Source organism: Sphingomonas kyeonggiensis, from assembly GCF_014204495.1.
GTDB lineage: Bacteria > Pseudomonadota > Alphaproteobacteria > Sphingomonadales > Sphingomonadaceae > Sphingomonas > Sphingomonas kyeonggiensis_A.
The window spans coordinates 298398-320527 of record NZ_JACHLN010000001.1 but is presented as its reverse complement, the minus strand read 5'-3'; the positions used below and the strand labels follow the sequence as shown (position 1 = coordinate 320527).

31 protein-coding genes and 1 tRNA gene are annotated in these 22130 nt (G+C 66.6%); 17 read left to right on the top strand and 15 right to left on the bottom strand.

Annotation, left to right across the window (positions count from 1 at the left end; all coding sequences use genetic code 11):
• Positions 1-6: 6 nt before the first annotated feature.
• The 9 genes from dnaN to HNP52_RS01610 all read right to left on the bottom strand — a co-directional run bounded on the left by dnaN (position 7) and on the right by HNP52_RS01610 (position 7070).
• On the bottom strand, positions 7-1128 hold the full coding sequence (gene dnaN / locus HNP52_RS01650; protein ID WP_184161565.1) for a DNA polymerase III subunit beta: 1122 nt from the start codon (positions 1126-1128) through the stop codon (positions 7-9).
• Complete coding sequence (locus HNP52_RS01645; protein ID WP_184161562.1) at positions 1128-1364, bottom strand: DUF2312 domain-containing protein; 237 nt, start codon at positions 1362-1364, stop codon at positions 1128-1130. The genes dnaN and HNP52_RS01645 overlap by 1 nt, the downstream gene beginning before the upstream one ends.
• Complete coding sequence (locus tag HNP52_RS01640; protein ID WP_184161559.1) at positions 1361-1606, bottom strand: hypothetical protein; 246 nt, start codon at positions 1604-1606, stop codon at positions 1361-1363. Before HNP52_RS01640 ends, HNP52_RS01645 begins: the two co-directional genes overlap by 4 nt.
• Positions 1603-4206 (bottom strand): DNA methyltransferase, encoded by a 2604-nt coding sequence (locus HNP52_RS01635; protein ID WP_184161556.1) that lies wholly within the window; start codon positions 4204-4206, stop codon positions 1603-1605. The genes HNP52_RS01640 and HNP52_RS01635 overlap by 4 nt, the downstream gene beginning before the upstream one ends.
• Positions 4203-5057 carry a hypothetical protein gene (locus tag HNP52_RS01630; RefSeq protein WP_184161553.1) on the bottom strand — a complete coding sequence of 285 codons (855 nt, stop codon included), beginning with the start codon at positions 5055-5057 and terminating at the stop codon, positions 4203-4205. Before HNP52_RS01630 ends, HNP52_RS01635 begins: the two co-directional genes overlap by 4 nt.
• Positions 5057-5878, bottom strand: coding sequence for a GP88 family protein (locus tag HNP52_RS23250; protein WP_184161550.1), 822 nt, complete (start codon positions 5876-5878; stop codon positions 5057-5059). Before HNP52_RS23250 ends, HNP52_RS01630 begins: the two co-directional genes overlap by 1 nt.
• A complete protein-coding gene (locus tag HNP52_RS01620; RefSeq protein ID WP_184161548.1) occupies positions 5875-6057 on the bottom strand; it encodes a hypothetical protein in 183 nt (60 codons plus the stop codon). Before HNP52_RS01620 ends, HNP52_RS23250 begins: the two co-directional genes overlap by 4 nt.
• 53 nt (positions 6058-6110) lie before the next feature.
• Entirely contained in the window at positions 6111-6557 is a 447-nt protein-coding gene (locus tag HNP52_RS01615; RefSeq protein ID WP_184161544.1) for a hypothetical protein, read from the bottom strand.
• A gap of 228 nt (positions 6558-6785) precedes the next feature.
• Positions 6786-7070, bottom strand: coding sequence for a hypothetical protein (locus HNP52_RS01610; protein ID WP_184161541.1), 285 nt, complete (start codon positions 7068-7070; stop codon positions 6786-6788).
• On the opposite strand from HNP52_RS01610, the gene HNP52_RS01605 reads away from it, so the two are divergent.
• The 13 genes from HNP52_RS01605 to HNP52_RS01545 all read left to right on the top strand — a co-directional run bounded on the left by HNP52_RS01605 (position 7069) and on the right by HNP52_RS01545 (position 14722).
• On the top strand, positions 7069-7890 hold the full coding sequence (locus tag HNP52_RS01605) for a LexA family transcriptional regulator (protein WP_184161538.1): 822 nt from the start codon (positions 7069-7071) through the stop codon (positions 7888-7890). The genes HNP52_RS01610 and HNP52_RS01605 overlap by 2 nt on opposite strands.
• 115 nt (positions 7891-8005) lie before the next feature.
• Positions 8006-8647 carry a hypothetical protein gene (locus tag HNP52_RS01600; RefSeq protein ID WP_184161535.1) on the top strand — a complete coding sequence of 214 codons (642 nt, stop codon included), beginning with the start codon at positions 8006-8008 and terminating at the stop codon, positions 8645-8647.
• On the top strand, positions 8647-8838 hold the full coding sequence (locus HNP52_RS01595) for a hypothetical protein (protein ID WP_184161532.1): 192 nt from the start codon (positions 8647-8649) through the stop codon (positions 8836-8838). Before HNP52_RS01600 ends, HNP52_RS01595 begins: the two co-directional genes overlap by 1 nt.
• Entirely contained in the window at positions 8835-8975 is a 141-nt protein-coding gene (locus HNP52_RS01590; RefSeq protein WP_184161529.1) for a hypothetical protein, read from the top strand. The genes HNP52_RS01595 and HNP52_RS01590 overlap by 4 nt, the downstream gene beginning before the upstream one ends.
• On the top strand, positions 8975-9538 hold the full coding sequence (locus HNP52_RS01585; protein WP_184161526.1) for a hypothetical protein: 564 nt from the start codon (positions 8975-8977) through the stop codon (positions 9536-9538). The genes HNP52_RS01590 and HNP52_RS01585 overlap by 1 nt, the downstream gene beginning before the upstream one ends.
• Positions 9535-9771 carry a hypothetical protein gene (locus HNP52_RS01580; RefSeq protein WP_184161523.1) on the top strand — a complete coding sequence of 79 codons (237 nt, stop codon included), beginning with the start codon at positions 9535-9537 and terminating at the stop codon, positions 9769-9771. The genes HNP52_RS01585 and HNP52_RS01580 overlap by 4 nt, the downstream gene beginning before the upstream one ends.
• Positions 9768-10361, top strand: coding sequence for a hypothetical protein (locus HNP52_RS01575; RefSeq protein ID WP_184161519.1), 594 nt, complete (start codon positions 9768-9770; stop codon positions 10359-10361). The genes HNP52_RS01580 and HNP52_RS01575 overlap by 4 nt, the downstream gene beginning before the upstream one ends.
• Positions 10361-10951 carry a J domain-containing protein gene (locus HNP52_RS01570; RefSeq protein WP_184161517.1) on the top strand — a complete coding sequence of 197 codons (591 nt, stop codon included), beginning with the start codon at positions 10361-10363 and terminating at the stop codon, positions 10949-10951. Before HNP52_RS01575 ends, HNP52_RS01570 begins: the two co-directional genes overlap by 1 nt.
• Positions 10948-11820: a UvrB/UvrC motif-containing protein gene (locus HNP52_RS01565; protein ID WP_184161515.1), complete on the top strand. Its 873-nt coding sequence runs from the start codon at positions 10948-10950 to the stop codon at positions 11818-11820. The genes HNP52_RS01570 and HNP52_RS01565 overlap by 4 nt, the downstream gene beginning before the upstream one ends.
• The gene (locus HNP52_RS01560; protein WP_184161513.1) at positions 11817-12341 is read left to right on the top strand and encodes a DUF1643 domain-containing protein; all 525 of its coding nucleotides are present in this window, start codon (positions 11817-11819) and stop codon (positions 12339-12341) included. The genes HNP52_RS01565 and HNP52_RS01560 overlap by 4 nt, the downstream gene beginning before the upstream one ends.
• Positions 12338-13219: a hypothetical protein gene (locus tag HNP52_RS01555; protein ID WP_184161512.1), complete on the top strand. Its 882-nt coding sequence runs from the start codon at positions 12338-12340 to the stop codon at positions 13217-13219. Before HNP52_RS01560 ends, HNP52_RS01555 begins: the two co-directional genes overlap by 4 nt.
• Positions 13206-13448, top strand: coding sequence for a hypothetical protein (locus tag HNP52_RS01550; RefSeq protein WP_184161510.1), 243 nt, complete (start codon positions 13206-13208; stop codon positions 13446-13448). The genes HNP52_RS01555 and HNP52_RS01550 overlap by 14 nt, the downstream gene beginning before the upstream one ends.
• Positions 13448-14722, top strand: a complete 1275-nt coding sequence (locus HNP52_RS01545; protein ID WP_184161508.1) for a tyrosine-type recombinase/integrase — start codon at positions 13448-13450, stop codon at positions 14720-14722. Before HNP52_RS01550 ends, HNP52_RS01545 begins: the two co-directional genes overlap by 1 nt.
• 10 nt (positions 14723-14732) lie before the next feature.
• Here HNP52_RS01545 and HNP52_RS01540 read toward each other — a convergent pair whose 3' ends face one another.
• The 4 genes from HNP52_RS01540 to folK all read right to left on the bottom strand — a co-directional run bounded on the left by HNP52_RS01540 (position 14733) and on the right by folK (position 16462).
• Positions 14733-15407 (bottom strand): Fic family protein, encoded by a 675-nt coding sequence (locus HNP52_RS01540; RefSeq protein WP_184161505.1) that lies wholly within the window; start codon positions 15405-15407, stop codon positions 14733-14735.
• A gap of 6 nt (positions 15408-15413) precedes the next feature.
• Positions 15414-15611 (bottom strand): hypothetical protein, encoded by a 198-nt coding sequence (locus tag HNP52_RS01535; protein WP_184161502.1) that lies wholly within the window; start codon positions 15609-15611, stop codon positions 15414-15416.
• A 284-nt stretch (positions 15612-15895) separates the two neighbouring features.
• Positions 15896-15971, bottom strand: a tRNA-Lys gene (locus HNP52_RS01530).
• Positions 15962-16462 (bottom strand): 2-amino-4-hydroxy-6-hydroxymethyldihydropteridine diphosphokinase, encoded by a 501-nt coding sequence (folK, locus tag HNP52_RS01525; RefSeq protein ID WP_184161499.1) that lies wholly within the window; start codon positions 16460-16462, stop codon positions 15962-15964. Before folK ends, HNP52_RS01530 begins: the two co-directional genes overlap by 10 nt.
• 23 nt (positions 16463-16485) lie before the next feature.
• On the opposite strand from folK, the gene HNP52_RS01520 reads away from it, so the two are divergent.
• Both HNP52_RS01520 and HNP52_RS01515 read left to right on the top strand, forming a co-directional pair.
• A complete protein-coding gene (locus tag HNP52_RS01520) occupies positions 16486-17079 on the top strand; it encodes a uracil-DNA glycosylase (RefSeq protein ID WP_184161496.1) in 594 nt (197 codons plus the stop codon).
• A 77-nt stretch (positions 17080-17156) separates the two neighbouring features.
• Positions 17157-17441 (top strand): hypothetical protein, encoded by a 285-nt coding sequence (locus HNP52_RS01515; protein ID WP_184161493.1) that lies wholly within the window; start codon positions 17157-17159, stop codon positions 17439-17441.
• A gap of 10 nt (positions 17442-17451) precedes the next feature.
• Here the strand turns inward: HNP52_RS01515 and HNP52_RS01510 are convergent, their stop codons facing one another.
• Together HNP52_RS01510 and aguB are read right to left on the bottom strand one after the other, a co-directional pair.
• Positions 17452-18114 carry a sulfite oxidase-like oxidoreductase gene (locus HNP52_RS01510; protein WP_184161490.1) on the bottom strand — a complete coding sequence of 221 codons (663 nt, stop codon included), beginning with the start codon at positions 18112-18114 and terminating at the stop codon, positions 17452-17454.
• Positions 18115-18248: 134 nt separating this feature from the next.
• Entirely contained in the window at positions 18249-19115 is an 867-nt protein-coding gene (gene aguB, locus HNP52_RS01505; RefSeq protein ID WP_184161487.1) for an N-carbamoylputrescine amidase, read from the bottom strand.
• A 170-nt stretch (positions 19116-19285) separates the two neighbouring features.
• Here aguB and lnt point away from each other — a divergent pair, with 170 nt between their 5' ends.
• Together lnt and metK are read left to right on the top strand one after the other, a co-directional pair.
• A complete protein-coding gene (gene lnt / locus HNP52_RS01500) occupies positions 19286-20824 on the top strand; it encodes an apolipoprotein N-acyltransferase (protein ID WP_184164883.1) in 1539 nt (512 codons plus the stop codon).
• A 71-nt stretch (positions 20825-20895) separates the two neighbouring features.
• Positions 20896-22107 carry a methionine adenosyltransferase gene (metK, locus tag HNP52_RS01495; RefSeq protein WP_184161484.1) on the top strand — a complete coding sequence of 404 codons (1212 nt, stop codon included), beginning with the start codon at positions 20896-20898 and terminating at the stop codon, positions 22105-22107.
• Positions 22108-22130: the final 23 nt, after the last annotated feature.

Sequence of the window (22130 nt, the reverse complement as noted above, 5' to 3'; positions counted from 1 at the left end):
TTCTCCTCAGACGCGCATCGGCATCAGGACGAGCGTTGCGTCCGGCCGGCCGGGGCTGGTGATCAGGGTGGGAGCGGTGGGTTCGTCCGATTCGAAGATGACGCTATCGACGTCGAGCACGCCGAGGAGGTCGCTCAGGTAGCGGCCATTGAAGCCGACGACGAACTCGCCGCCCTTGATCTTGGCCTCGCAGGGCACTTCCTCGCTGCCGTCGACCACCGTCGAGGCGGAAGTGATCGCCAGCGCCGACGGCGTGACGCTGAGCTTGACCGACCGCGTCTTGTCGTCGTTTGCGAGCAGCACCCGCTTGAGCCCCTTCGAGAGCGCATCGCGATCGACCTCGATGCGCTGGGACGGCTTGGGCGGGATGACCCGGGTGTATTCAGGATAGGTGCCCTCCACCGCCTTGGCGGTGATCACCAGATCGCCGATGCTGAACCGCACCTTCGCCCCGCTAAACTCGATCCGGACGTTGGCATCGCCATCGGGCAGGTTCTTCTTGACCAGGTCGATCACGGCCGTGGAAACGATCGTGTCGGGCAGGTCAGCGGCACCGTCCGGCATCGGAATGACGACGCGGGCCAAACGGTGGCCATCGGTCGCGGCGAAGCGCAGCTTTTCTTCGCGGACGTGGAAGAACACGCCGCACAGGTAATAGCGCGTCTCTTCCGTCGAGATCGCCGGGCGGACGGTCACCAGCGCGTCGTTGAGGGTGAGCGCCGGCATCTCGATGGTGGTCGCCGAGGCGCCGAACACCATGCCCGGGAAGTCCTTGGCTGGCAGCGTCGCGAAGGTGAAGCGGCTACGGCCGGACTTGACCAGCATCTTGCCACCGTCGCCGCTGGCATCGCACTCGACCTGGGCGCCATCTTCCATTGCGCCGACGACATCGGTGAAGCGGCTCGCCGGCACGGTGATGGCGCCCGGCTCGCGCACCTGCGCGGCGACGACGCGCGTCGCCTCGATGCTGAGGTTGCTGCAGGTCACCCGGACGGTGCCGGCCGCATCGGCCTCGATCAGCACGTTGCCCAGGATGACGATGGTGTTGGTGCGTTCGACCACCTCGCGGACGGAGCGGAGCGCGCCGGCGAGGGCCTTGGCCTCGCAGGTGAAGAGGGGCCCGGCCATCAGATGCCCAGCGCCTGCTTGTAGGTTTCGAGGAGCATCTCCGCCTCGTCGCGGTGGTGCTTCTCCATCTTCCGGAGCCGGACGATGGCGCGCATCGTCTTGACGTCGAAGCCGGTCGACTTCGCCTCCGAATAGACATCCTTCACATCGTCGGCGATGCCCTTCTTCTCCTCCTCGAGGCGCTCGATGCGCTCGATGAAGAGGCGAAGCTGTTCAGCGGAAATGCTGTCGCTCATTCTTCGTCTCCCTTGGGGGTGATGGCCTCGATCATGCTCAGCTGCGGATCGGGGTTGGCCGCCAGCCAGGCGGCAAGATTGGCCTTCGCGGCTTCGAGCCCGTCGAAGGCGTCGGTCACTTCGAGGTTCGCGCGGTCGCGGCGTTCGTCGGCGCGGGCCACGCGCTTCTGTGCGTGCTGCACGAGCGCCTCGAGCCGGGCGCCCTGGGCGGCGGCGTCGAGAAGGGGATGGGCTTCCGTCATGCCGCGATGCCCATCAGGTCGAACAGCGACGGCACGGCCGCCTCTGCCTCCGCTTCGCGCAGGTACTGGCAGGCGAAGTCGAAATAGGTTGGGTTCAGCTCGCTGCCGGCGCCGCGGCGCCCGAGCTTCACCGCGCGCATCGGCACGGTGCCGAGCCCGGCGAAGGGGTCGAACACCAGCTCGCCCGGCATCGAGTAGAAGTCGATCAGCCGGTCGACGATGTCGAACTGGAGCGGGCATACGTGCTTCTCAGCACCCTTCCGCGCCTGCTCGGCGTTGAGGGTGCGCATGCGCACGATGTCGTCCCAGATGCCGATATCGGTCGATCCGGGCGCCAGCGCCATGAAGGTGCGGGGCAGCTTGCCCCGGCCGTCACTGGCGCCGCGCTCCTCGATCGTCTCGCCGATCGCGACGTGCGCGTCATAGTCATAGACGATGCCGCGGCTCTGCTCGCGGAACGCCTTGACCAGCGTGCCGATGGGCATGTTCGCGAAGCGCTCGACGTGATCGGCAAGCGTTTCGTGCGCCAGCTCCTCGGGGGTCAGCAGCCGGTCGCCGCTGCTGCGCCAATGCGCATGGGCATCGACCTGCCAGCGCGCCAGGCTGTAGCCGGCCGGGTCTTTCGCGACGGGATTGTCGGCATAGCCCTTGGAGCGATCGGTCTGGGGCTTGCGGAACAGCAGGATGTATTCCGGCGAGCCGCAACCCATCTTGGTCGCGTCCTTCAGCATCTCGCTGTAGCTGAGCCGATAGGTCTGGTTGTTCTCGCGCACGACGTCGGTGTCGACGTGCCGCATGCCGAGAAACTGGAAACCGTGGCTCAGGTAGTGGAAGATTGCCTTGGCGTGGAACGGGTTGACCGTCGGCACGCCCTCGCCGGTCACCGAGCCAAACAGGATCCGGTCCTTGACGTGGATGCAGGCCAGCCGGCCGGGCGCCAGCGCACGGAAGAGTGCGGGCGTCAGATGATCCATCTGTGCGAAGAAATGCCGATCGTCGTCGGTGTGGCCGAAGTCGTTGTAGCTCGGCGTGTATTCGTAGTGGTTCGAGAAGGGGATGCTGGTGACGATCAGGTCGACCGATCCCTCCTCGAGCCGCGCCGCCTCATCAACGCAGTCGTTGTTCGCGAGCGCCCAGCCGGTGCCGGCCGCCTCGCGCCGCTCCACGCCGATGCTCCGCTTGAGCCCGGCGAGTGCGACATCATGCTGCAGGCCAAAGCGGCGGATGATGCCACTCATACGCTCGGCCATCTCGTCGTGCTGCGCCCACTTCATCTGCAGGTCGCGAACGACCTCGGTTTCGGTCTCCGCGGACACGATGTCGATGACGACGGGCAGGGGCTGGCCGAACCGCTGGATGCGGTGAATAGCCTGGATGAAATCGCGGAACTTGAAGCCGACGCCCGCGAATATCGCCCGGTGGCAGTGGCGCTGAAGGTTGCCGCCCGCACCGAGCATGCTCGGCTTGGCGCCGAGGTTGCGCAGGAGGCCGGTCTTGAACCGCTCGACGATGTCTTCGCGCTGGCCCAGCTTCTGCGAGCCATAGACGAATTCGCTTTCGGGGACGGAGACGGCCAGCGCCTTCCGCTCATCTTCGAGATCGTGCCAGAGGATGAAGTGGTCCGCCGGGGCGGCCGCGACGATCTCGGTCACCTTGGCAATGCGGGCCGGCAGGGTGCTGCGCTTCTCGCGCGCGGCTTCCTGGACACCCAGCGCCGCGTCGCGCAGCAGCTTGCCCTGTCCCATGCTGTCCGTCCCCGCGTCGGCGAGATCGGCAGCGACGACGTGCCAGCGCACCTCGATCGGCGGCAGCTCGTAATCGTCATCGCTGAAGCCAAGATCGCTGGGCCGGTTCGCACAGCATGCCCAGCTGTTGAGCCACAGCCAGAATTCCTCTTCCTTGTGGGGGTAGAGGGTCAGGTCGCCCGCCTTCTCGCTGTTGCGCTGGAAGAACCGGGTCAGCGCCTGGCCGGTGTCCATGATGCCGAGGAACCCGGCATAGTGGATCAGCTCCTTGTGCCGGTTCGGGTTAGGGGTGGCGGTGGCAACGTAGCGGTAGGGTACCGCCTCGAAGAGCGGCAGGAACTCCTGATAGGTCTTCGAGCCATAGCTGCGGAGGACGTCCGCCTCGTCCAGGCTCGCGACCACGAAGCGCGACACGTCGATCTTGCCCTCGCGGACGCTCTCGTAGTTCGTGAGAATGATCGGCTGCTGGTCGGCGGGCCAGTGGATGCGGTCGGCCAGCTTTTCGATCTCGGCATCGCTCTGGCAAAAGGCGACCATCGTCCCGAGCAGCTCGGCGTCGGCGAAGAATTCCTGACGCACGCCGAGCGGAAGCACGATGATCGCGGGCCCGCCGGCCTTGTCCGCGACGATCCGCACCGTCTCGAGCTGGATCATCGTCTTGTGCAGGCCGAAGGCCAGGAAGTAGCCTCGCCGGCCGCCCCGCACGCCCCATTGGACAATCGCCCGGACATGCGGCCGCATCTCGCGCCCATCGGTCAGGTGGGTGCGTACCTCGTCCAGATCGCACTCGAACCCGGCCAGCAGGGCCTGCGGGATCTTCGCCTCAAGGAAGGCCTGATAATTGTCGACGGTCATGCGCGGATCTCCGGCGCCGAGGCGCGACGGTTCGTGGAGGAGGGGGATGCGTGCGGCGAGGACGTGCCCGGCACGCGGCGCCAGGCGTCAGGGTCCCAGCCCAGCCCGATCGCGCGCTGGACGAGATCGGCGTCGGTCATCGTTGCGGTGCCGCGGCGCCAGAACTTGCCCGTCTTGCAGGGCTGGCCGCCTTCGTCGCAGCGGTAGACGGAGCTGGTGCGCTGCAGGAACACCGCCGCCTGGGCAGCCAGCGCGTGCGCACGGTCGAGGTGATAGCGCTCGATCGCCAGCCGGGCCCGCTCGGTGGCCGGCAGTTTCTTCTTGATGAGCTCGCGATAATAGGCGCGATAGCCCGGCGGGATATGTGCGAGCCGGCGAGCTGAGTTCGTCTTTCCGGCCTTAGCCCGGCTTTCCGGCGAGCGGGTCAGCTCGATGTTGTGCTTGCCGTACCGGCGCCCGTGCTCTCGGCGCTGGGCCGAGAATGCTGGATCCTGCTTGCAGCGGTCCATCGCCGCCTGCACGCGGGCGCGGTGCTGTTCATGAAACGCCGGATCCGTCCGGTGCTTCTCGGCGAGCGTGGCGGCGGCGCGGCTGCGCACCTCGGGATCGCGGCCGAACTTCGAACGGGCGCACGGGCGGCACCACTTCGACTTGAGGCCCACCTCGATCCCGCACTCGGCACAGTGGGGACGGTCCATCCGGCGCGCGGTGTTGAACGCAAGGCGAGCCTCCGCCCGCTTCGCGACCATCTCCGGATCGGTGAGCAGCCATGCGGTATGGCAAGGCCGGCAGCGACCGGTCTTACCGCGGGGACCGATGCCCGTGCCGCAGCTGGAGCAGGTGCGGGCCATCAGTGCCTCCAGAAGGCGATCGTGCGATCGCTCTGCCAGCAGAGGGCGCAGGTGGCGCAGCAGTCGGCCTTGGCATTGCCGGCCGCGTCGGTGAGGGTGCGCTGCGCCAGGCAGACGGTGTGGGGGGTGTCCTCGCCGCGCTCGATCACGACGGAGCCGCGCGTCGCGGCGTCGTGCCCGCTGAACCGGTAGGCGAAGCGATCAGGATGCCGCTCGTTCAGCCGGCCGACGATCCGACCGATTTCGCTGGCGGGCGGGTGCGCGGTGTATCCAAACACCCGTAGCGCGGGGAACGCCGCCATCGCCTCGCCCCACAGCTCGGCGTAGCCGACCGAGTAGAAGTCACCCAGGACGTGGAGCCGCACGACGAAGCCGGCCGGGTGCTCGCCTTGCTTCGCTTCCAGCTCGGCCCAGAGCATGGCCTCGAACTCGGGTCCGTGCGCGATGCGCCTGGCCCAGTTCATGTTCGAGCCGTAGCAGGTGTTCCACTCAGCGCAGCTGCGCGGGCAGGTTGCGCGTTCCTCGAGCGTCAGCGTGAAGATCGGCGATCCGGCCCACCGGCCGCGCTCGACGGTCGCGCCGATCTTGCGGCTGTTCTTCCCTAACACCAGCAGGCGCGGCAGGTCGCCGGGCTGATACACGCGCTTCGGCATGATGGTGCGGCCCTCGACGATCGCGGGATGATCGTCGGCCAGGCGGGCGCGGGCGCCGCGCGCTTCGATGCTCTCGAAGCGGCGTTGCTTGCCGCCGTGGCCATAGCCCTTGCGCGGCCCGGCCGGAGCAATTTGCGGAATGCGCAAATTGGTCGCGGGCGCGTTCACATCGCACCTGCGGCAATCAGCTCGGCGCAGTTGCGGTGCGTCCGGAACGGGTACGGGTGGTCGAAGTCACGCTGGCGAAGCGTGGACCGGTCGATCGGCTGCGGCCGCATGATCGCGGGACGCAAGTTTCCCATCGCGGAAGCGGCCATCGCCGCGCCCGCGCCGTGAATGGCGCTCATGTTCTTCTCCTCGCCGGACCCCGCGCCCGGCGCTGTTGGTTAAGCTCTGTGGATCAGCCGACGCCTGCGGCGCCCGCACCCTCCGAAACGATGATCAGGATGTCCTCGCGAAGCTCCGCGTCCTCGCGGTGGTCGATGTGCCCGCCGGTCGCCTGAAACTTGCAGACCTTGGCCGCGAAGCCCGCGGCGCGCTCGCCCAGGCTGAGCCAGTCGGTCTGCACGGCGTCGATCGGCGCGAGCTGGTGCCCGCTATCCTCGATCAGCAGGTTGGCAAGCTCGGTCGGCACCGCGTCGCAGCGGGCGATACGGACGAAGAGCGCGAGCGGCATCAGCGACGGCTTGGGCCGAGCCCGCGTCGGGCGGTAGGCGCTGAGCGTCGAGGATGACACGTCGAGCACCTCGCCGAGCGCGGCCAGCGTGAGGCCGCGCTTCTCGCAGCCGAGGAAGAAAGCCGCCTGCTTCGCTTCGAGATTTCGCTGGATCGTGTCTTCGTCACGCATGATTTCGCGCTCCGGCATCCGCTACGGATGCGTCATGAACAGGGAACAGAACAGCAGCGGGCGCAGTGAGCGCGGAGGGAAGGAGGGAGGCACCCTCCGCGCTCGCGTCCCGCGCCTTCCATGCACGGAACGAACAATCGGCCAGCGAGCAGCTGTGAACGTCAGGATGCCAAGATCCGACGCCGCATGTCGCGCAGCTGGGAGCCGCCGGGACGAAGCCTTCGCCGCTCATGCTGCCGCAGCCTCGAACGCAGGGCGCCCCATCGTAACGAGCGCAGTGCGCGCAACGTCAGGAATGATGTTAAGCGGCCAGTTCCCCGGCACGCGGAACCACTCGATGAGACGCTCAAGGTTCTGGACGGTGCAGCCGCCGCCATCGCGGAGCCGCTCGAAGAACGATCCTCGGTTGACGACGATGGTCGCAACGCGGGCGAGCGATTTGCCGCCATTGGCGTCGACCGCCGCAGCGTACGCATCGGCTACCAGCAGAAGAGCGGCTTCGTAAGTGTCCATGGGCACCGAATACGGCATAGATGCCGCATCGTCAACGGCATATCTGCCGCACGACATTTTTGCTGATGTGCGGCATTATCGCCGCGTGTCCAGCAAGATCGATGTACTCACCCAACGCATAGCAGCGAAGCTCGCAGAGCTTAACCTCACAGAGCGCGAGGCGTCGATAGACGCCACCGGCAAGCCCGATGCTATCCGTTATATACGCTCGCGGAATGCCATGCCTTCTGCCGAGCGATTGCAGCAGCTGGCACAGACCCTGCGCACCACCCCCGAGTGGCTTCTAGGTGGCGATGGTCCCGATACCGTCTCTTCGCCGGGGGACGATTTGCCGGGCCAGCCGTCCCTCCCGGACTTTCGGCGCTTTCCCAAGAACTTGCCGATCTACGGCACGGCGCTGGGTGCGGATCTGGACGTCATTTCGTCGGACGGTGCCACGCACGCGGTTGAACAAACGGACTTATTTTTGAGCGAGCCTAGGGACTATATGGCGCGGCCCACTGCGCTGGCAGCGCGTGACGAATATTATGTGGTGGAGGTCGCCGGGCATTCGATGGAGCCCCGGTTCGACTCCGGGCGCCGGGTTTTGGTGAGCAGCAAGAAGCGCGCGCGGGTCAACGACGACATCATTGTCCAGCTTCGCGCGCCGATCGACAACACCGAAGAGGTAGCCGCTGTGCTCATCAAGCAGCTGGTAAAAGAGAAGGCGGGCGCCATCGTCATGCGCCAGTTCAATCCCGCGCTGGAGTTCGAAGTCCCCCGCGACCGTATCAAGCACGTTCACACGATCGTGCCCTGGGATGACGTGCTGAGTATCTAAAGCGGCATATATGCCGTATTCTGTTGACACGGCATATATGCCGCAGTAATCCACTTCCAAGGCGTCTCATTTGCCGCACGGTGCGGCATGCGGACCCGCTTTGGGAGGTGGCCACGTGGCCGAACAATCAACCCGGATCGAATATGCCTGCGCCCACTGCGGCGGCACCGCGGTCACGCGCGATGCGTGGGCCGAGTGGGATCGCGAGAACCAGCTCTGGACGCTGAGCGAGACTTTCGACTTCGCGTTCTGCCACCAGTGCCACCGCGAGACCCAGCTGGCGACGCGCCCGGCGACCGATGCCGCGCCGATGTCGGCGGCTCCGGCCAACGGCTCCTATGGCCCCGAGCTGGCAGAAGCTTTCCGGCAGGGCGCGCGCAAGCTCGCCGCCGAAGGTCTGGACGACAAGCTGGAGGTGCGGGACGGCGCGCAGGTTATCGAGACCGATGGCGACGGCGTGCTGGTCCAGTGCTGGCTTTATGTCCACGACATGGAGCGCGGCCCGATCCTCGGTGAGGATTACGCGATCGAGCCGCAGCGCGATCTCTTCAAGGGCGAGCCGGACGGCGAGGATGGCTCGACCTGCTTCGAGGCCTGCGCCGAGGCTGACGCCGAGATCTTCGCGGTGTTCGACGTGCGGCAGATCCAGATCATCGGACATGCTGAGCTGATCGAGGATTTCCCGACCCGCGCCGATGCGCTTGCCTTCATCGAGCAGCTTCGCGCCGGTGTCGAGCCGGCGAAGGCGGCCGCCTGATGGGCAGCGCCATCCTGCTCGGCGCCGTCGAGACGGCCGTGCGATCGACGCTCGACCTTTTCATAGAGGATGCGCCGGAGCTTCACGGCCGCGAACACTCGATCGACCCCGTGCCGGAGATGTCCGGCGGGATCCTGCTCACCATCGACGGGGACCTGTTCGCCGTGCGCGTCGAGCGGGTGCGCCGATGACCGCGCCGCGCCGCCGCGCCAGCGAGAACCCCGAGAGCCAGGCGCGGTGGGCGCGCGTGTGGGCCGGCGACTGGCCGCGCCTGCCGGCATTGTTCGAGCGCAAGATCGCCGTGCTGTCGGCGCGGGGAGGGCGGTAATGCGCATCTTCCCCCGCCAGCCCGACAAGTTCGTCATCACGCCGTCGAACCAGAGCTCTTGGATCGGCTACCTCGGCGGGCCCGATGCCCGCTTCACGAAGATGCAGCACTATCGGATGGGCGAGCTGCTGCTCGATCCAGAGACGTGCGAGGCGATCACCGTCTATCGCGAGGCGACCTCGCGGGAGATGTCGTGGGGCATCGGCATGCCGCCGCCGGTCTTCCAGTTCGACTGCCCGGTGCTGGGCCGCCGCGCCGACGGCAAGGTCAAGGTGCTGTCGCCGAGCGGCGAGGGCAAGTTCGTGCTGGCGAACGGATGGGTTCGCATGCCCAGCCGGCTCAACCTGAAGGTGCTGGGGGAGCAGATCGCCGCCACGCTGGATGGCCGCTTGGGCCAGGTCCTCGCGTCGCGCATCAACCTGCATCCGTTCGCTGCTGGTGACTGCCTGGCCGAATGCGATGAACTGGCGGCGCTCGGCCTGCTCGAGGCGAGCGGCCAAAGCTTCCGCTTCACAGACGCGGGTCGCGGTGTCCGCGAGTATCTGCGCGGGGACGGCCGATGAAAACGGAACCGCAATTCCCGAAAGCGGAACCGAAGTTCCGTGCAGCTGACGAAGCCAGCCGGCGCGCCGCGATCGGCGCAGCCGGGCTGGGGGCAACGCTGCTCGCTTCCATGCTCTTCCGCGCGGTGATCGCCGCGCAGCTTCCCCACGCGGGTGCCATCGTTGCCCAGCCCGTGCCCCCAGCTCCGGCCGTGATGGCCGGCCGGAGCGCTCAATCCGAGGGAACCCGATGACCGACATTCGCATCAAGACCGCGAAGGGGCCGACGATCCTGCTCCAGAGTGGCCACTATTTCGACCTGACCGACCCGGCCGGGTCCCGCTTCCAGCTCGACGACATAGCGCACGGCCTCGCCAACACCTGTCGTTTCGCTGGACAGTGCCGCCGGTTCTACTCGGTAGCGGAGCATTGCTGGCACGCCAGCTATCTGGTGCCGGACGAGCTTCGCCTGGCCGCGCTGATGCACGACGCGTCGGAAGGCTTCATCGGGGACGTCACGCGGCCGCTGAAGTCCCTGCTCCCGGCCTACAAGGCCATCGAGGGCGAGATCGAACGCGTCATCGCTGAGCGCTTCGGGCTGGGCGAGAGCTGTTCGGATCCGCTCGTCAAGCGCGCCGATATGACCATGCTCGCCGCGGAGCAGCGTGAGCTGATGCCGGGGAAGGCGGGCGAATGGGCCTGTCTCGCCGGCATCGACGCCGTGCCGATCTCCTTCAAGTTCTGGGACCCGATGGAGGCGAAAGAGCGGTGGCTCGATCGCTTCTCTCAGCTGGCGAACATCTTCCCGTCGCGCGAGCTCGAATATTGGCCGGAGGCAGCATAATGGCGACCGCCTTTCCCCTCGCTTGGCCGTTCGGGCTTCCGCGCACCGAAGCCGGCCGCCGCGTCGCGAGCCAGTTCAAGACGGAGCTGCCCGCGGCGTTGAAGAACGTCCAGAACTCGCTCCGCCGGTTTGGCGAGGCGACCGGCAAAGCCGTCAGCAGCGTCGTCATCTCGTCCAACTACACCTTGGGTGTGTCGAACCCGGCTGACCCGGGCGTCGCCGTGTGGTTTCTCTGGGACGGCAAGGAGCGCTGCATCGCCGTCGACCGCTATCCGCGACTGCAGCACAACCTGCAGGCGATCCATCACGTTCTCGAGGCGCGCGTAACTGAGGCGCGGCACGGGGGCCTGCGCATCGTCCAGCAGACCTTCACGGGGTTCGTGGCGCTCCCCGCTCCCGCGGACATCAACGGACGCACGCCCGCTCAGGTCCTGGGCATCGATGGCCGGTCGTTCGGCCGGGAAGATGTCATTGCGGCGCATCGCGCACTCGCGATGAAGCTGCACCCGGACCGGCAGGACGGTGACGGCCAAGCGATGGCTGACTTGAACGCAGCTCGCGACGCGCTGCTGATGGGATTGCCATCATGAACAACCGCACCTTCCGCATCCACGACACGACCCTGCACGTGTCCGTCCAATCAGGACGCCAGCGCGAGAACTGGGGCTGGCAGGAGGAGGACTGGGAGACCTTCAACCGCCTGATGCACGCGCTCGAAGCGTGCGGCTTCACGTTCGGCAAGGATCCTTGGATCGCTGAGCGCTGGCCGTCGCTGAACAAATCCCATCGACTTGGCTCCCGGGCAACGCCGGCAGGGACGCTGTTCGTGAAGGCCGAAAGCACGCCTACCGGCTGCAGCTTCGAGTTCTTCCAGGAGCAGGTGACCGAGAACCGCAACGGTGGCCGTTGGGACTTCGGCAAGCGCGAAAAGATGCCCTACCTGATCGGCAAGGCCTACGAAGTGGCGATCCGGCGCGCGACCGCGCCCCTGGTCGAGCGCGGCTTCGACTTCACCCCGAACCGCGGTCGCTTGGACCCGGCCGACTATTTTGGGGGGCGCTATGCCGATGGTCCTGGCGGATGGCCGTCCACCGAACAGTTGCAGGGCTGCAGCTGGCGGCTCACCGATCGCGGCGGCCGGCTGATAGTCACCGGCGAGGACCGGCTGTTCAGGGACTATGACGGCAGGATCCGGCGCGGACGTTGCTATGGCGGCATCAATGGCATGTGGCTGGTCAGGTTCGGGCCCGGGCGAAGCGAGCTTCGGCAGCTGTCCAGCAGTGAGCTGTTCGACGGCAATCCGGCCGAGATGCCGCGGCGGGAAATCCCGCTGCGCAAAGCCATCCAGCGGCTCACGGGCCTGCGCGATCGCGCGGTCAAGGCCGAGGATTTCGAAGCGGCCATCCGCTACCGCAACGCGCTGCGCCGTCTCCAGCCTGCCGAGCAGGTGGCCGCATGACATTCGCCCTTACCAGCGGCGTCATCGCCAAGCATGCCGAAATCTCCCCGTGCGGCCGCTACCGCTACTGGTTGGCCCGCGAGTGGGACCCGGCTGCCCAGCGCCTGACGATCATCATGCTGAACCCCTCGACCGCGGACGCGGAGGTGGATGACCGCACGATCGGGCGGTGCATGGAGTTCGCGCGGCGCGACGGCTTCGGCGGCATCAACGTCATCAACCTGTTCGCCTTCCGCACGAGTTCGCCGGACAAAATGAAGGCGGCGCCGGATCCTGTCGGCCCGGACAACGATATGTGGCTGATCCGGGCGCTCAAGGTGGCCAGCGCCACTGGCAAGCCGATAATGGCCGCCTGGGGCGTCCACGGCGAGCACCGGGCGCGCGCGGTCTATGTCCAGGGCATGGCGCAGCTGCACGGCGCGCGCCTTGTCTGTCTCGGCACGACGAAGGCCGGACACCCCAAGCACCCGCTCTACATCCCCGGCGATCAGCCGTTCATTCCGTTTGGAGACCTCGCATGACTGCACCCGAGCATCAGGTGCCGGCCGCGATCTACGTCGCGTTCGCTGGTGACCATATCCGTAAGTGGTCGCGCGAATCGTTCGAAGGCTCGCTCGTCTTCCGAGCTGCGCAGCCGGGGGAGGATGCGCTCCGGGATGCGGCAGAGCGGTTCATCGCCGACTATGACGACGGCGACCGCGCGGACGCTGGCAACGGTCCGCTGATGGAGTTGCACGTCGCTGACTTCCGCGCCGCCCTCGCGGCCACGCCGGCGGCCCCGCCAGCGATTTCTGACGCGTGGATCGCTGAACGGTGGCCGGATCAGGATCCTGCGGAGGTTCGTCGCCGCTTCGAAGCCCTCATTCGCAAGCTCGGGGAGACGCCTTGGCGTGGCATGCCCCGGGATCCCGAGACGATGCAGCCTGTGCTTGCGTGGGCAGCGCTGCAGCCTGCAGCTCGCATCGAGCTGCTGACCGCCGCCCTGGCCGCGATGCCGGACCACTTCCGCGACTATTTGTTCGTCGTCGACCGCCCCGCCTTTGGTGAGCAGCGCGTCAAGACCGAGGCCGTCTGCGGAGACGATGGTCATGGGATGGGAAGGCAGGCCATAGCGATCGCGCCCTATGTGAAGGGCTACAACATCGCGCCGTGGATCGCAGCAGCCTCACCCGGCAACGTCGGCGCTCTGCTGGGCGAGCTGGCAAGACTGCGTGGATTGGCCAAACAGATCGCATCGGCCCGTTCCGGCATCCTGTCCGGCGTAGCCTGCGAGCATGGCTGGGACACCACCGTGTGCCCGATGCGAGGCTGTGGCCCGGATGAGGAAGCGTTGGTCGAACAACTGCTCGCCGCGCTTGCTGGCGCGGAAGAGCATGGAGAGGCCGATGCCCGGCGCTGAACGCTCCGAATACACCCTGCCGTTCCCGCCCGCCGGCCTGACCCGGCCGATGGCGCTCGCCTATACCGGCGCGGCCGAGACGAAGCTCAAGGATTGGGAGCGGCGCGGGCTCGTGCGCTTCCGCGCCATCGGACCGAACGGCGCGAAGATCACCCAGCGCGCCCAGCTGGACGAGGCGCTCAACCTCGAATTCGCCGGCGTCGCCGAAGACATGGAATTCCCCGACTGATGGCCTCCGCTAAGCTGCCCGCGTATGTGAACCCGCGCCGCCTCGCCGGTGGGAAGACCGGCTATTTCTGGTGCCGGCCCGCCTGGGCGGACCCTAAGCTCGCCGCGTCCAAGGATGAGTTGGTGCGCCGGAAAGCGCTGCGGAACGGCAAGACGTGCCCGGTGGAGAGCACCGCACTCGGCACCGACCTGCCGGAGGCGATCGTCCGCGCCCGGGTGCTGAACGAGACATTCTCGGCGTGGCGCTTGGGCGAGCAGCAGGAGCTGACGCACGGCACGGTCGCCTGGCTGTTTGACTGGTATCGCAAGCAGGACCGCTTCACCTCGAAGCGCCACCAGACCCGCGTCGGCTACCGGAAGCAGATGGACTTCGTCGAGGCCATGGCGATGAAGATTGGCGCCTTCGGTCAGCGACAGGCGGGAGCGGTCGATGGGCCGGTCGCGGACAAGCTCTACAAGAACGCGATCGCGAAGCACGGCGAGCGCACCGGCTCCTATATGATGCAGGTTTGCCGGCTAGTCTGGAGCCTCGCCAGCCGCCCCGGATATTCGAAGCTGACCGGCGTGAAGGTGAACCCGTTCAAGGGCATGGGCATCGTCGCAAGCAGCGGGCACGGAAAAGGCAACCGCGCCGCGACGCGCGCGGAATATGACCTGTACCGCGAAACGGCCCGCGCAATGGGGCGACAGTCCATGGCGACGGCCGCGGCGCTATGCTTCGAGACCTGCCAGCGCGTGTTCGACGTTTTCGGGATCGCAGATCCTGATGGGCGCGTGGTTCGCGGCTTCTGGTGGGCCGACTATAAGCCGGGAGTTTCGATCCGGGTGGTCCAGTCGAAGACTGGCAAGAGCATCATGCTACCGCTGGTCGATGGCGAGGGCGACGACGCCGTCCCCCTCTATCCCGAGCTCGAGGAGGAACTGGCGCGCACCTGGCGGCCCGATGCCGCCGAGGGCGAGCCCCAGATGATCGTCGTCAACGAAGGCACCGGCAAGCCCTATTCGCTCGGCTACGTCCAGAAGCTTCACCGCCAAATCCGCATCAAGGCCGGGCTGCCGGCCGACCTGCGCTTCACGAGCTTCAGGCACGGCGGCCTGACCGAGATCGGCGATTCGGGCGAGGCCGACATGCGCGCGGTCTCCGGGCACTCCGAGATCAGAACGACGAAGATCTACGACAAAGCCAGCCAGGAGAAGGCGCGCCGGATCGCCGTCACGCGCCGCGCGCATATCGAGAAAATCACCGGAGGAAGTACGGCGGAACAAGAACCGTAGCGCTGGCGCACTACGCCGGCGGTAGGCTCCCTTTGGCGGGCTCGGCCGCCCCATCGGGCGGTGGCGGTGGCCCGTGAAGCTCTGCTGCAGCGCTGGCCTCGGCCTCCTCCATTTGCTGAGCAAGAAGCTCAGAAAGGAGCGCGTGCAAGGGCTTGAGGTCGCCGGTGGTATCCGCCGCTTGTAGCGCCGCGACGTAATCGGTCCGGCGCTCACGGATTCTTTCTGGCAGCAGCTTTTCGCCAGGTAGCCAGCCGCCAGCCTTAACACAGACCACGAAGTACGCTGCTACGCGGGCGGTTCTACCATTTCCGTTCACGAACGGGTGAATATGGTTGAGCTTCCACAATACGAACGCGGCAAGTTCTACGGCGTCGGCGCTTTCCCATGCGCGGTTCACCTGGTTTGTGAACATCTGCATGAGCGCGGGGACTTGGAAGTGCGGTGGTGGCTCGTAGGGACCAACCCGCACCGGGCAAGGCCGGAACTCCCCTGGGCTGAAATGGAGGCATGATATCGCGTGGTAGTTGAGCGCCTTGATGATCTCGATGGAAAGCATCGGCTGCCCGAGGCCCAGCGAGGCCTCCACGATCGATTGTAGGAAACTATACTGGCGGTCGAGGTTTTCGACCGCCAGCTTCTGGTAAACGGGATGATCCTCCCGCCCGACGAGTTCGAAGACGAACAAGGCCGCTTAGCGCCGCCCCTCCGTGTCATCGATTCGTTCCAGCTCTTTCTCTACCTGCATCTTCGTCATGGCACTGCCCTTGGGCAGGTTTCCGTATACGAACGACACGCGCTGCCGACGGCGCTCCTGGAGCGAGACGCCGCGGCGAGCAGCCGCATTTAGCCGCTCGAGCAGGTTCTGATCAGTTACCAAATTAGTCGGCATGGCGCACCTCCACCTCGGACTGCCAAATTAATGGCACTCCGGTTAACGAATATCCCTCTGTTATGTTCAGGACCCGTGGATGGGCATGTTCGGACCCCCTGAGCCGACTGGCGCCGGCCGGAGATTAGATACACTCTGTCTACGATAGTCGCAATGCCGCTGCGCAATATTTGCGTCAGAACGAATCGGGAATGTCAAAATGCATGTCAAAATGCATGTCAAAACGCGCCTTGGCTGAGGGGCCGAGGACGCGCGAAAAACCCATGTTTTCTGCGGCTTTCCGGTGGTGGGTCCGCCGGGATTCGAACCCGGGACCTCTCGATTAAAAGTCGCTTGCTCTACCGACTGAGCTACGGACCCACACCGGCCCTGCCCCTAGATGCGGGCTTGCGGCGGGTCAACCGGGCGTGAAGCTGCCGGATGTTCAGGCCCGTGATCGGATCGCGCCATTCCGGCGCCACTCGCAGCAGCGGCGCCAGCACGAAACCGCGGGTGCGGAACAGGCGGTGCGGCACGGTGAGCCCCGGTTCGCCCCAGCTGCCGCCCGACCAGAGCACGATGTCCAGGTCGATCACCCGCGCCGCCCAGTTCTGCCCGCGTCGCCGGCCGAAGCTGCGCTCGATCGCCTTCAATCGCCGCAGAAGGGCGGGGGGCTCGTCGTCGCTCTCGACCAGCGCCACCGCATTGGCGAAGCGGCGCTTCGACGGGCCGAGCGGCGGGGTGAGGAGGATTGGCGAGACCGCGCTGACCCCCTCCAGCGCCGCGATCGCCGCCAGCACTTCGCGCCGCGGCCCGCCATGGCGGCCCGGCCGGTTCGATCCGATCGCGATGGCATAGCTTGTCCTCGGCACGCTTCGGCGACTATCGCGCGCGGATGCTCGAGCCAAGCCGTGATTGCCCGCTCTGTCCGCGCCTCGTCGCGCTTCGCACCGAGCTGCGTGCGGCCCATCCCGACTGGTGGAATGCGCCGGTGCCGATGCTGGGCGAGCCCGATGCGCCGATCGCGATCGTCGGCCTTGCCCCCGGCAAGCATGGCGCGAACCGCACCGGCCGCGCCTTTACCGGCGATGCCTCGGGTGACTTGCTGTTCGCGACGCTCGCCAGGTTCGGGCTGGCGGAGGCAGGCGAGCCCAGGGGCGTGGTGATCCTCAACGCCGTCCGCTGCCTGCCGCCCGAGAACAAGCCCGAGCCGGCCGAGATCCATGCCTGCCGCCCATTCCTGGCCGCCGAGCTCAAGGCGCCGATCGTGATCGCGCTCGGCCAGGTCGCGCACCAGTCGGCGGTCAAGGCGATGGGCGGCAAGCTGCCCAAGCATCGCTTCGCGCATGGGGCCGAGCATCGCATGCACCGCGGGCAGCTGCTGCTCGATAGCTATCACTGCTCGCGCTACAACCAGAATACCGGCCGGCTGACCCCAGAGATGCTCGAGGCGGTGGTCGCCCGTGCCGTGGCGCTGCGCGACGCATAGCACCGGATCGGTGATATCTCGCGGTACGCCGGGTGGCGGCAACCCTGCTAGCATGGCTCCAGCTAAAGGAGGTGCCCATGCGTATCGTGCTTCTCGGTCTGGCCCTCGCGTCTGTCCCCGCTTTCGCGGGCGAGCGGGCCGTATCGGTTCCGGCGTCGCACCTTGCCTTGCCTGCCGCGCCCAAGGCCGAGTGCCAGAATGCGCGCATGGGCTACGCGATACCCACCTTCGGTAACCCGGTGCGTGCGGGCACGCTCGGGCGGGAACCAAAGGCCGGCCTGTTCCTTGCCGTGCAGCGTATGGAAGACGGCTGCGACAAGCCCGTGAAGATCGCCGACGAGCTGGGCGACAGGCAGCGGTGAACCTGCGCGGCTAATCCCGGCTGTAGCGCTGCTCGGTCCAGGGATCGCCGCGCATGTGATAGCCATTCACTTCCCAGAAGCCGGGCTTGTCCGCGCCGATCAGCTCGATCTTGCGGATCCACTTGGCGCTTTTCCAGAAATAGAGGTGCGGGATCACCAGCCGTGCCGGCCCGCCATGATCGCGCGCCAGCGGCTGGCCGGCCCAGCCATGCGCGACGATCGCTTGCGGAGCGGCGAAGTCGCTGAGCAGCACATTGGTGGTATAGCCATCATAGCCGTGGAGCATCACCGCCTGCGCCTCGTCACGCGGCTCGACATGCGCCAGCAGGTCGTGGGTCAGCACGCCCTGCCAGTCATTGTCGTAGCGCGACCAGCTGGTGACGCAGTGGATGTCGCTGGTCAGTCGGGTCTGCGGCAGTGCCATGAGCCCCGCCCAGTCGAGCGTTACCGGCCGGGCGACCATGCCGGTCACTTCCAGCTTCCAGCGCTCGCGGGCGATGTCGGGCTGGCGGCCGAGATCGAGCACCGGCCATTTGACTGTCAGGTGCTGGCCGGGCGGCAGCCGCTCCTCTTCGGCCCTTGTGTGAACGCCGGTCAGGAACCTGCCCTGTTCGGCCCATTGCTGCTTGGAGCGGGTGAGCTTGCTGTCCTCGGGGGGCTCGGGATCGTCCATCGGCGCGGCTCCTGGTCAGGCGTGGAGCATGCGCCCCGCCTGCAGCTCCGCGCAAGCCACCCGAAAGTGTAGAGCCGCCGAACCCTTATTGCTGTTCCCCGGCTTCCGCCGGGGAACAGGCTAGCCGATGACGATCAGATATCCTGCACCAGCCGCCCGTACAGTTCCGGGCGGCGATCGCGGAAGAAGCCGAAGGCGGCGCGGTGGCGCTTGGCCAGCGTCAGGTCGAGCGTGGCGGTGATCACGCCTTCTTCCTCGCGGCCGAGCTCGGCGCGGATGTCGCCGCGCTCGTCGGTGATGAAGCTGGTGCCGTAGAAGGTCTGGCCATGCTCGGTGCCGATGCGGTTGGCGGCGACCACCGGCACGACGTTCGACACGGCATGGCCGACCATCGCCCGGCGCCACAGGCGCGCGGTGTCGAGGCTGTCGTCATGCGGCTCGCTGCCGATCGCGGTCGGGTAGAACAGGATGTCGGCGCCCATCAGCATCATCGCGCGCGCGGTCTCGGGATACCATTGATCCCAGCACACGCCGACGCCGAGCGTCGTCTTGCCACCCGATTCATTGGCTGGGCCGTTCCACACCTTGAATCCGGTATTGCCGGGGCGGAAGTAGAACTTCTCCTCGTACCCGGGGCCGTCGGGAATGTGGCTCTTGCGATAGACGCCGGCGATCTTGCCGTCCGGATCGATCATCGCGAGGCTGTTGTAATAATGATGGCCGTCCAGCTCGAAGAAGCTGGTCGGGATATGGATCTTCAGCTCGCGCGCCAGCTCCTGCATCGCCAGGACCGACTTGTGCTCGGCGGTGGGCTTCGCATTGGCGAACAGGCCCTCGTCCTCGACCCGGCAGAAATACTCGCCTTCGAACAGCTCGGGCGGCAGCACCACCTGCGCGCCGCGCGAGGCCGCCTCGCGGACAAGCCGCGACACGTTCGCGATGTTCGCGTCGATATTGTCGGAAAAGGCGAGCTGCAGGGCGGCGACGGTGATCTCGGTCATGGCGCGCCATGTAGTGCGGTCGAGGGGGATTCGCTACCCGTTCGCCCTCCTCAGCCGTCATCCTCGCGAAGGCGGGGATCCAGGGTGGCAGAGCGATGCCCCTTGTGACTCTGGATCCCCGCCTTCGCGGGGATGACGAAAAGGGCATGGATCGGGTAAGCACCCACCCGATGCTCAACCGCCCTTTGCTCATCGCGCTGATCGCCGGCTTCCTCTCCGCTACCGGATTCGCCCCGCTCGACTGGTGGCCGGTAACGCTGATCTGCCTCGCGGTACTGCTGCACCTGACCTGGCACGCGCCGACGACGAAGAGCGCGCTGCTGCGCGGCTGGCTGTTCGGGGTCGGGCATTTCACCCTCGGCAACAACTGGATCCAGCACGCCTTCGATTTCCAGGACAAGATGCCGCCGGTGCTCGGCTATTTCGCCGTGGTGCTGCTCGCGCTCTATCTGGCCGTGTATCCGGCGGTGGCAATGGGCCTGGCCTGGCGCTTCACCCGGCTGGTCAAGGCGCGCTGGGAGGAGCCAGACCTCGGCTTTGTCCTTGCCGCAGCCGGCGCCTGGATCGTCACCGAATATCTGCGCGGCACGCTGTTCACCGGCTATCCGTGGAATCCGATGGGCGTGATCTGGGTGCCGACGCCGATCGCGCAGCTTGCGGCATTCACCGGCACCTATGCGCTGTCGGGCGTCACGCTGTTCGCTGCCGGTGCGCTCTATCTCGCCAGCCAGCACCAGTATCGCGTGCCATTGGCCACCGCCGTGCTGCTGCTGGTCGCCGGCTTCGCGCTGAATCCCGGTCGTCCGGTCGAGGATATGACTCGCCCGCATGTCCGCATCGTCCAGCCCAATATCGGCCAGGTGGGCGTGGATCAGCCCGACTATGCGCCGCGGGTGCTCAACAAGCTGGCGGACTGGAGCGGCCAGCCGGGCGCGGTGCCGCGGCTGGTCGTATGGCCCGAGGGCATGGTCAATTACCTGATCGAGGACGGCTATCCGCGCGAATATTATCGCGACGCCGATCCTCGATGGGTGCGCGGGCGGATCGGCGGGCTGCTGGGGCCGCGGGATCGCGCGATGGTGGGCGGCAACGCGCTGATCTTCTCGGAAGGCAAGCTTGCCGGCGTCGGCAATTCGGTGTGGACGGTCGATTCCGCCGGGATGCTCGGCAAGCGCTACGACAAGGCGCATCTGGTGCCCTATGGCGAATATCTGCCGATGCGCACGCTGCTCGCGCCGCTTGGCCTCGCCCGGGTGGTGATGGGCGACTTCGATTTCCTGCCCGGCCCGGGCCCGCAGACCCTGGACGTGCCGGGGTTCGGCAAGTCGGGCGTGGCGATCTGCTACGAGATCATCTTCTCGGGCCAGATCATCGATCAGCGCAATCGGCCCGATTTCCTGTTCAATCCTTCCAACGATGCCTGGTTCGGCAGCTGGGGGCCGGTGCAGCATCTGGCGCAGGCACGGCTGCGCGCGATCGAGGAGGGGCTGCCGATCCTGCGCGCCACGCCCACCGGCATCTCCGCGATCATCGATGCGCGTGGTCGGTTGCTCGGCACAGTGCCGGCGGAGCAGGAAGGCGCGATCGAAGCGCCGCTCCCGCAGGCCGCGCCGCCGACGCTGTTCTCCCGCCTGGGCAACTGGCTGGCGCTGCTCGCCGCGCTCGCTTGCGTAGTGTTGGCAATTGCCTTCCGGCGCCTGGCCCGCTAGGGCAGGATATAAGGAAAGCTTTATATGGCATGGCAACGGCCGCGCTTTCCTCCCATTGTCTGAGGAAAACCATGCGTTCCAACTATCTCTTCACGTCCGAATCGGTCTCGGAAGGCCATCCCGACAAGGTCGCCGACCAGATTTCCGACGCCATCGTCGATCTGTTCCTCTCGAAGGACCCCGAAGCCCGCATCGCCTGCGAAACGCTGACCACCACCCAGCTGGTCGTCCTCGCCGGTGAAATCCGCGGCAAGGGCATCATGGACACCGAGGGCAACTGGGCCCCGGGCGTGCAGGAAGAGGTCGAGAAGACCGTCCGCGACACCGTCAAGCGCATCGGCTACGAGCAGGACGGCTTTCACTGGGAAAGCTTCCGCTTCGAGAACAACCTGCACCCGCAGTCGGCGCACATCGCGCAGGGCGTGGACGCTTCGGGCAACAAGGACGAAGGCGCGGGCGACCAGGGCATCATGTTCGGTTTCGCCACCGACGAGACCCCGGATCTGATGCCGGCGACGCTCGACTACAGCCACAAGATCCTCGCCAAGATGGCGGCTGACCGCCACTCGGGCGCCGCGCCGTTCCTCGAGCCGGACGCCAAGAGCCAGGTCACGCTGCGCTTCGAGAATGGCGTGCCGGTCGCGGCCACCGCGATCGTCGTGTCGACCCAGCATGGCAAGGGTTATGACGAAGGCGACAAGGAAGCCGAGCTCAAGGCCTATGTGAAGAAGGTCGTCGCGGACGTGATCCCGGCGGCGCTGCTTTCGGATGCCACCGAATACCACATCAACCCGACCGGCTCGTTCGAGATCGGTGGTCCGGACGGCGACGCGGGCGTCACCGGCCGCAAGATCATTGTCGACACCTATGGCGGCGCGGCTCCGCACGGCGGCGGCGCCTTCTCGGGCAAGGACCCGACCAAGGTCGATCGTTCGGCGGCGTACATCACCCGCTATCTCGCCAAGAACATCGTCGCCGCCGGCCTCGCCAAGCGCGTGACGATCCAGCTGGCCTATGCCATCGGCGTGTCGAAGCCGCTGTCGCTCTATGTCGACACCCACGGCACCGGCACCGTCGCCGACGACAAGATCGAAGCCGCGATCGCGGGCATCGAGAAGCTGGGCGGCCTCACCCCGCGCGGCATCCGCACGCACCTGCAGCTCAACAAGCCGATCTACAGCAAGACCGCGGCTTACGGTCACTTCGGCCGCAAGCCGGAAGGTGACTTCTTCCCCTGGGAGAAGACCGACCTGGTCGAGGACCTCAAGGCCGCCCTGGCCTGATCCTTCGCCTCGGCGAGTGATAG

Coding starts and splice junctions, on each gene's coding strand:
- dnaN (WP_184161565.1), bottom strand. CDS start 1,128: ATGGCCGGGCCCCTCTTCACCTGCGAGGCCAAGGCCCTCGCCGGCGCG.
- HNP52_RS01645 (WP_184161562.1), bottom strand. CDS start 1,364: ATGAGCGACAGCATTTCCGCTGAACAGCTTCGCCTCTTCATCGAGCGC.
- HNP52_RS01640 (WP_184161559.1), bottom strand. CDS start 1,606: ATGACGGAAGCCCATCCCCTTCTCGACGCCGCCGCCCAGGGCGCCCGG.
- HNP52_RS01635 (WP_184161556.1), bottom strand. CDS start 4,206: ATGACCGTCGACAATTATCAGGCCTTCCTTGAGGCGAAGATCCCGCAG.
- HNP52_RS01630 (WP_184161553.1), bottom strand. CDS start 5,057: ATGGCCCGCACCTGCTCCAGCTGCGGCACGGGCATCGGTCCCCGCGGT.
- HNP52_RS01620 (WP_184161548.1), bottom strand. CDS start 6,057: ATGAGCGCCATTCACGGCGCGGGCGCGGCGATGGCCGCTTCCGCGATG.
- HNP52_RS01615 (WP_184161544.1), bottom strand. CDS start 6,557: ATGCGTGACGAAGACACGATCCAGCGAAATCTCGAAGCGAAGCAGGCG.
- HNP52_RS01605 (WP_184161538.1), top strand. CDS start 7,069: ATGGGCACCGAATACGGCATAGATGCCGCATCGTCAACGGCATATCTG.
- HNP52_RS01610 (WP_184161541.1), bottom strand. CDS start 7,070: ATGGACACTTACGAAGCCGCTCTTCTGCTGGTAGCCGATGCGTACGCT.
- HNP52_RS01595 (WP_184161532.1), top strand. CDS start 8,647: ATGGGCAGCGCCATCCTGCTCGGCGCCGTCGAGACGGCCGTGCGATCG.
- HNP52_RS01590 (WP_184161529.1), top strand. CDS start 8,835: ATGACCGCGCCGCGCCGCCGCGCCAGCGAGAACCCCGAGAGCCAGGCG.
- HNP52_RS01585 (WP_184161526.1), top strand. CDS start 8,975: ATGCGCATCTTCCCCCGCCAGCCCGACAAGTTCGTCATCACGCCGTCG.
- HNP52_RS01580 (WP_184161523.1), top strand. CDS start 9,535: ATGAAAACGGAACCGCAATTCCCGAAAGCGGAACCGAAGTTCCGTGCA.
- HNP52_RS01575 (WP_184161519.1), top strand. CDS start 9,768: ATGACCGACATTCGCATCAAGACCGCGAAGGGGCCGACGATCCTGCTC.
- HNP52_RS01570 (WP_184161517.1), top strand. CDS start 10,361: ATGGCGACCGCCTTTCCCCTCGCTTGGCCGTTCGGGCTTCCGCGCACC.
- HNP52_RS01565 (WP_184161515.1), top strand. CDS start 10,948: ATGAACAACCGCACCTTCCGCATCCACGACACGACCCTGCACGTGTCC.
- HNP52_RS01560 (WP_184161513.1), top strand. CDS start 11,817: ATGACATTCGCCCTTACCAGCGGCGTCATCGCCAAGCATGCCGAAATC.
- HNP52_RS01555 (WP_184161512.1), top strand. CDS start 12,338: ATGACTGCACCCGAGCATCAGGTGCCGGCCGCGATCTACGTCGCGTTC.
- HNP52_RS01550 (WP_184161510.1), top strand. CDS start 13,206: ATGCCCGGCGCTGAACGCTCCGAATACACCCTGCCGTTCCCGCCCGCC.
- HNP52_RS01545 (WP_184161508.1), top strand. CDS start 13,448: ATGGCCTCCGCTAAGCTGCCCGCGTATGTGAACCCGCGCCGCCTCGCC.
- HNP52_RS01535 (WP_184161502.1), bottom strand. CDS start 15,611: ATGCCGACTAATTTGGTAACTGATCAGAACCTGCTCGAGCGGCTAAAT.
- HNP52_RS01520 (WP_184161496.1), top strand. CDS start 16,486: ATGCTCGAGCCAAGCCGTGATTGCCCGCTCTGTCCGCGCCTCGTCGCG.
- HNP52_RS01515 (WP_184161493.1), top strand. CDS start 17,157: ATGCGTATCGTGCTTCTCGGTCTGGCCCTCGCGTCTGTCCCCGCTTTC.
- HNP52_RS01510 (WP_184161490.1), bottom strand. CDS start 18,114: ATGGACGATCCCGAGCCCCCCGAGGACAGCAAGCTCACCCGCTCCAAG.
- aguB (WP_184161487.1), bottom strand. CDS start 19,115: ATGACCGAGATCACCGTCGCCGCCCTGCAGCTCGCCTTTTCCGACAAT.
- lnt (WP_184164883.1), top strand. CDS start 19,286: ATGCTCAACCGCCCTTTGCTCATCGCGCTGATCGCCGGCTTCCTCTCC.
- metK (WP_184161484.1), top strand. CDS start 20,896: ATGCGTTCCAACTATCTCTTCACGTCCGAATCGGTCTCGGAAGGCCAT.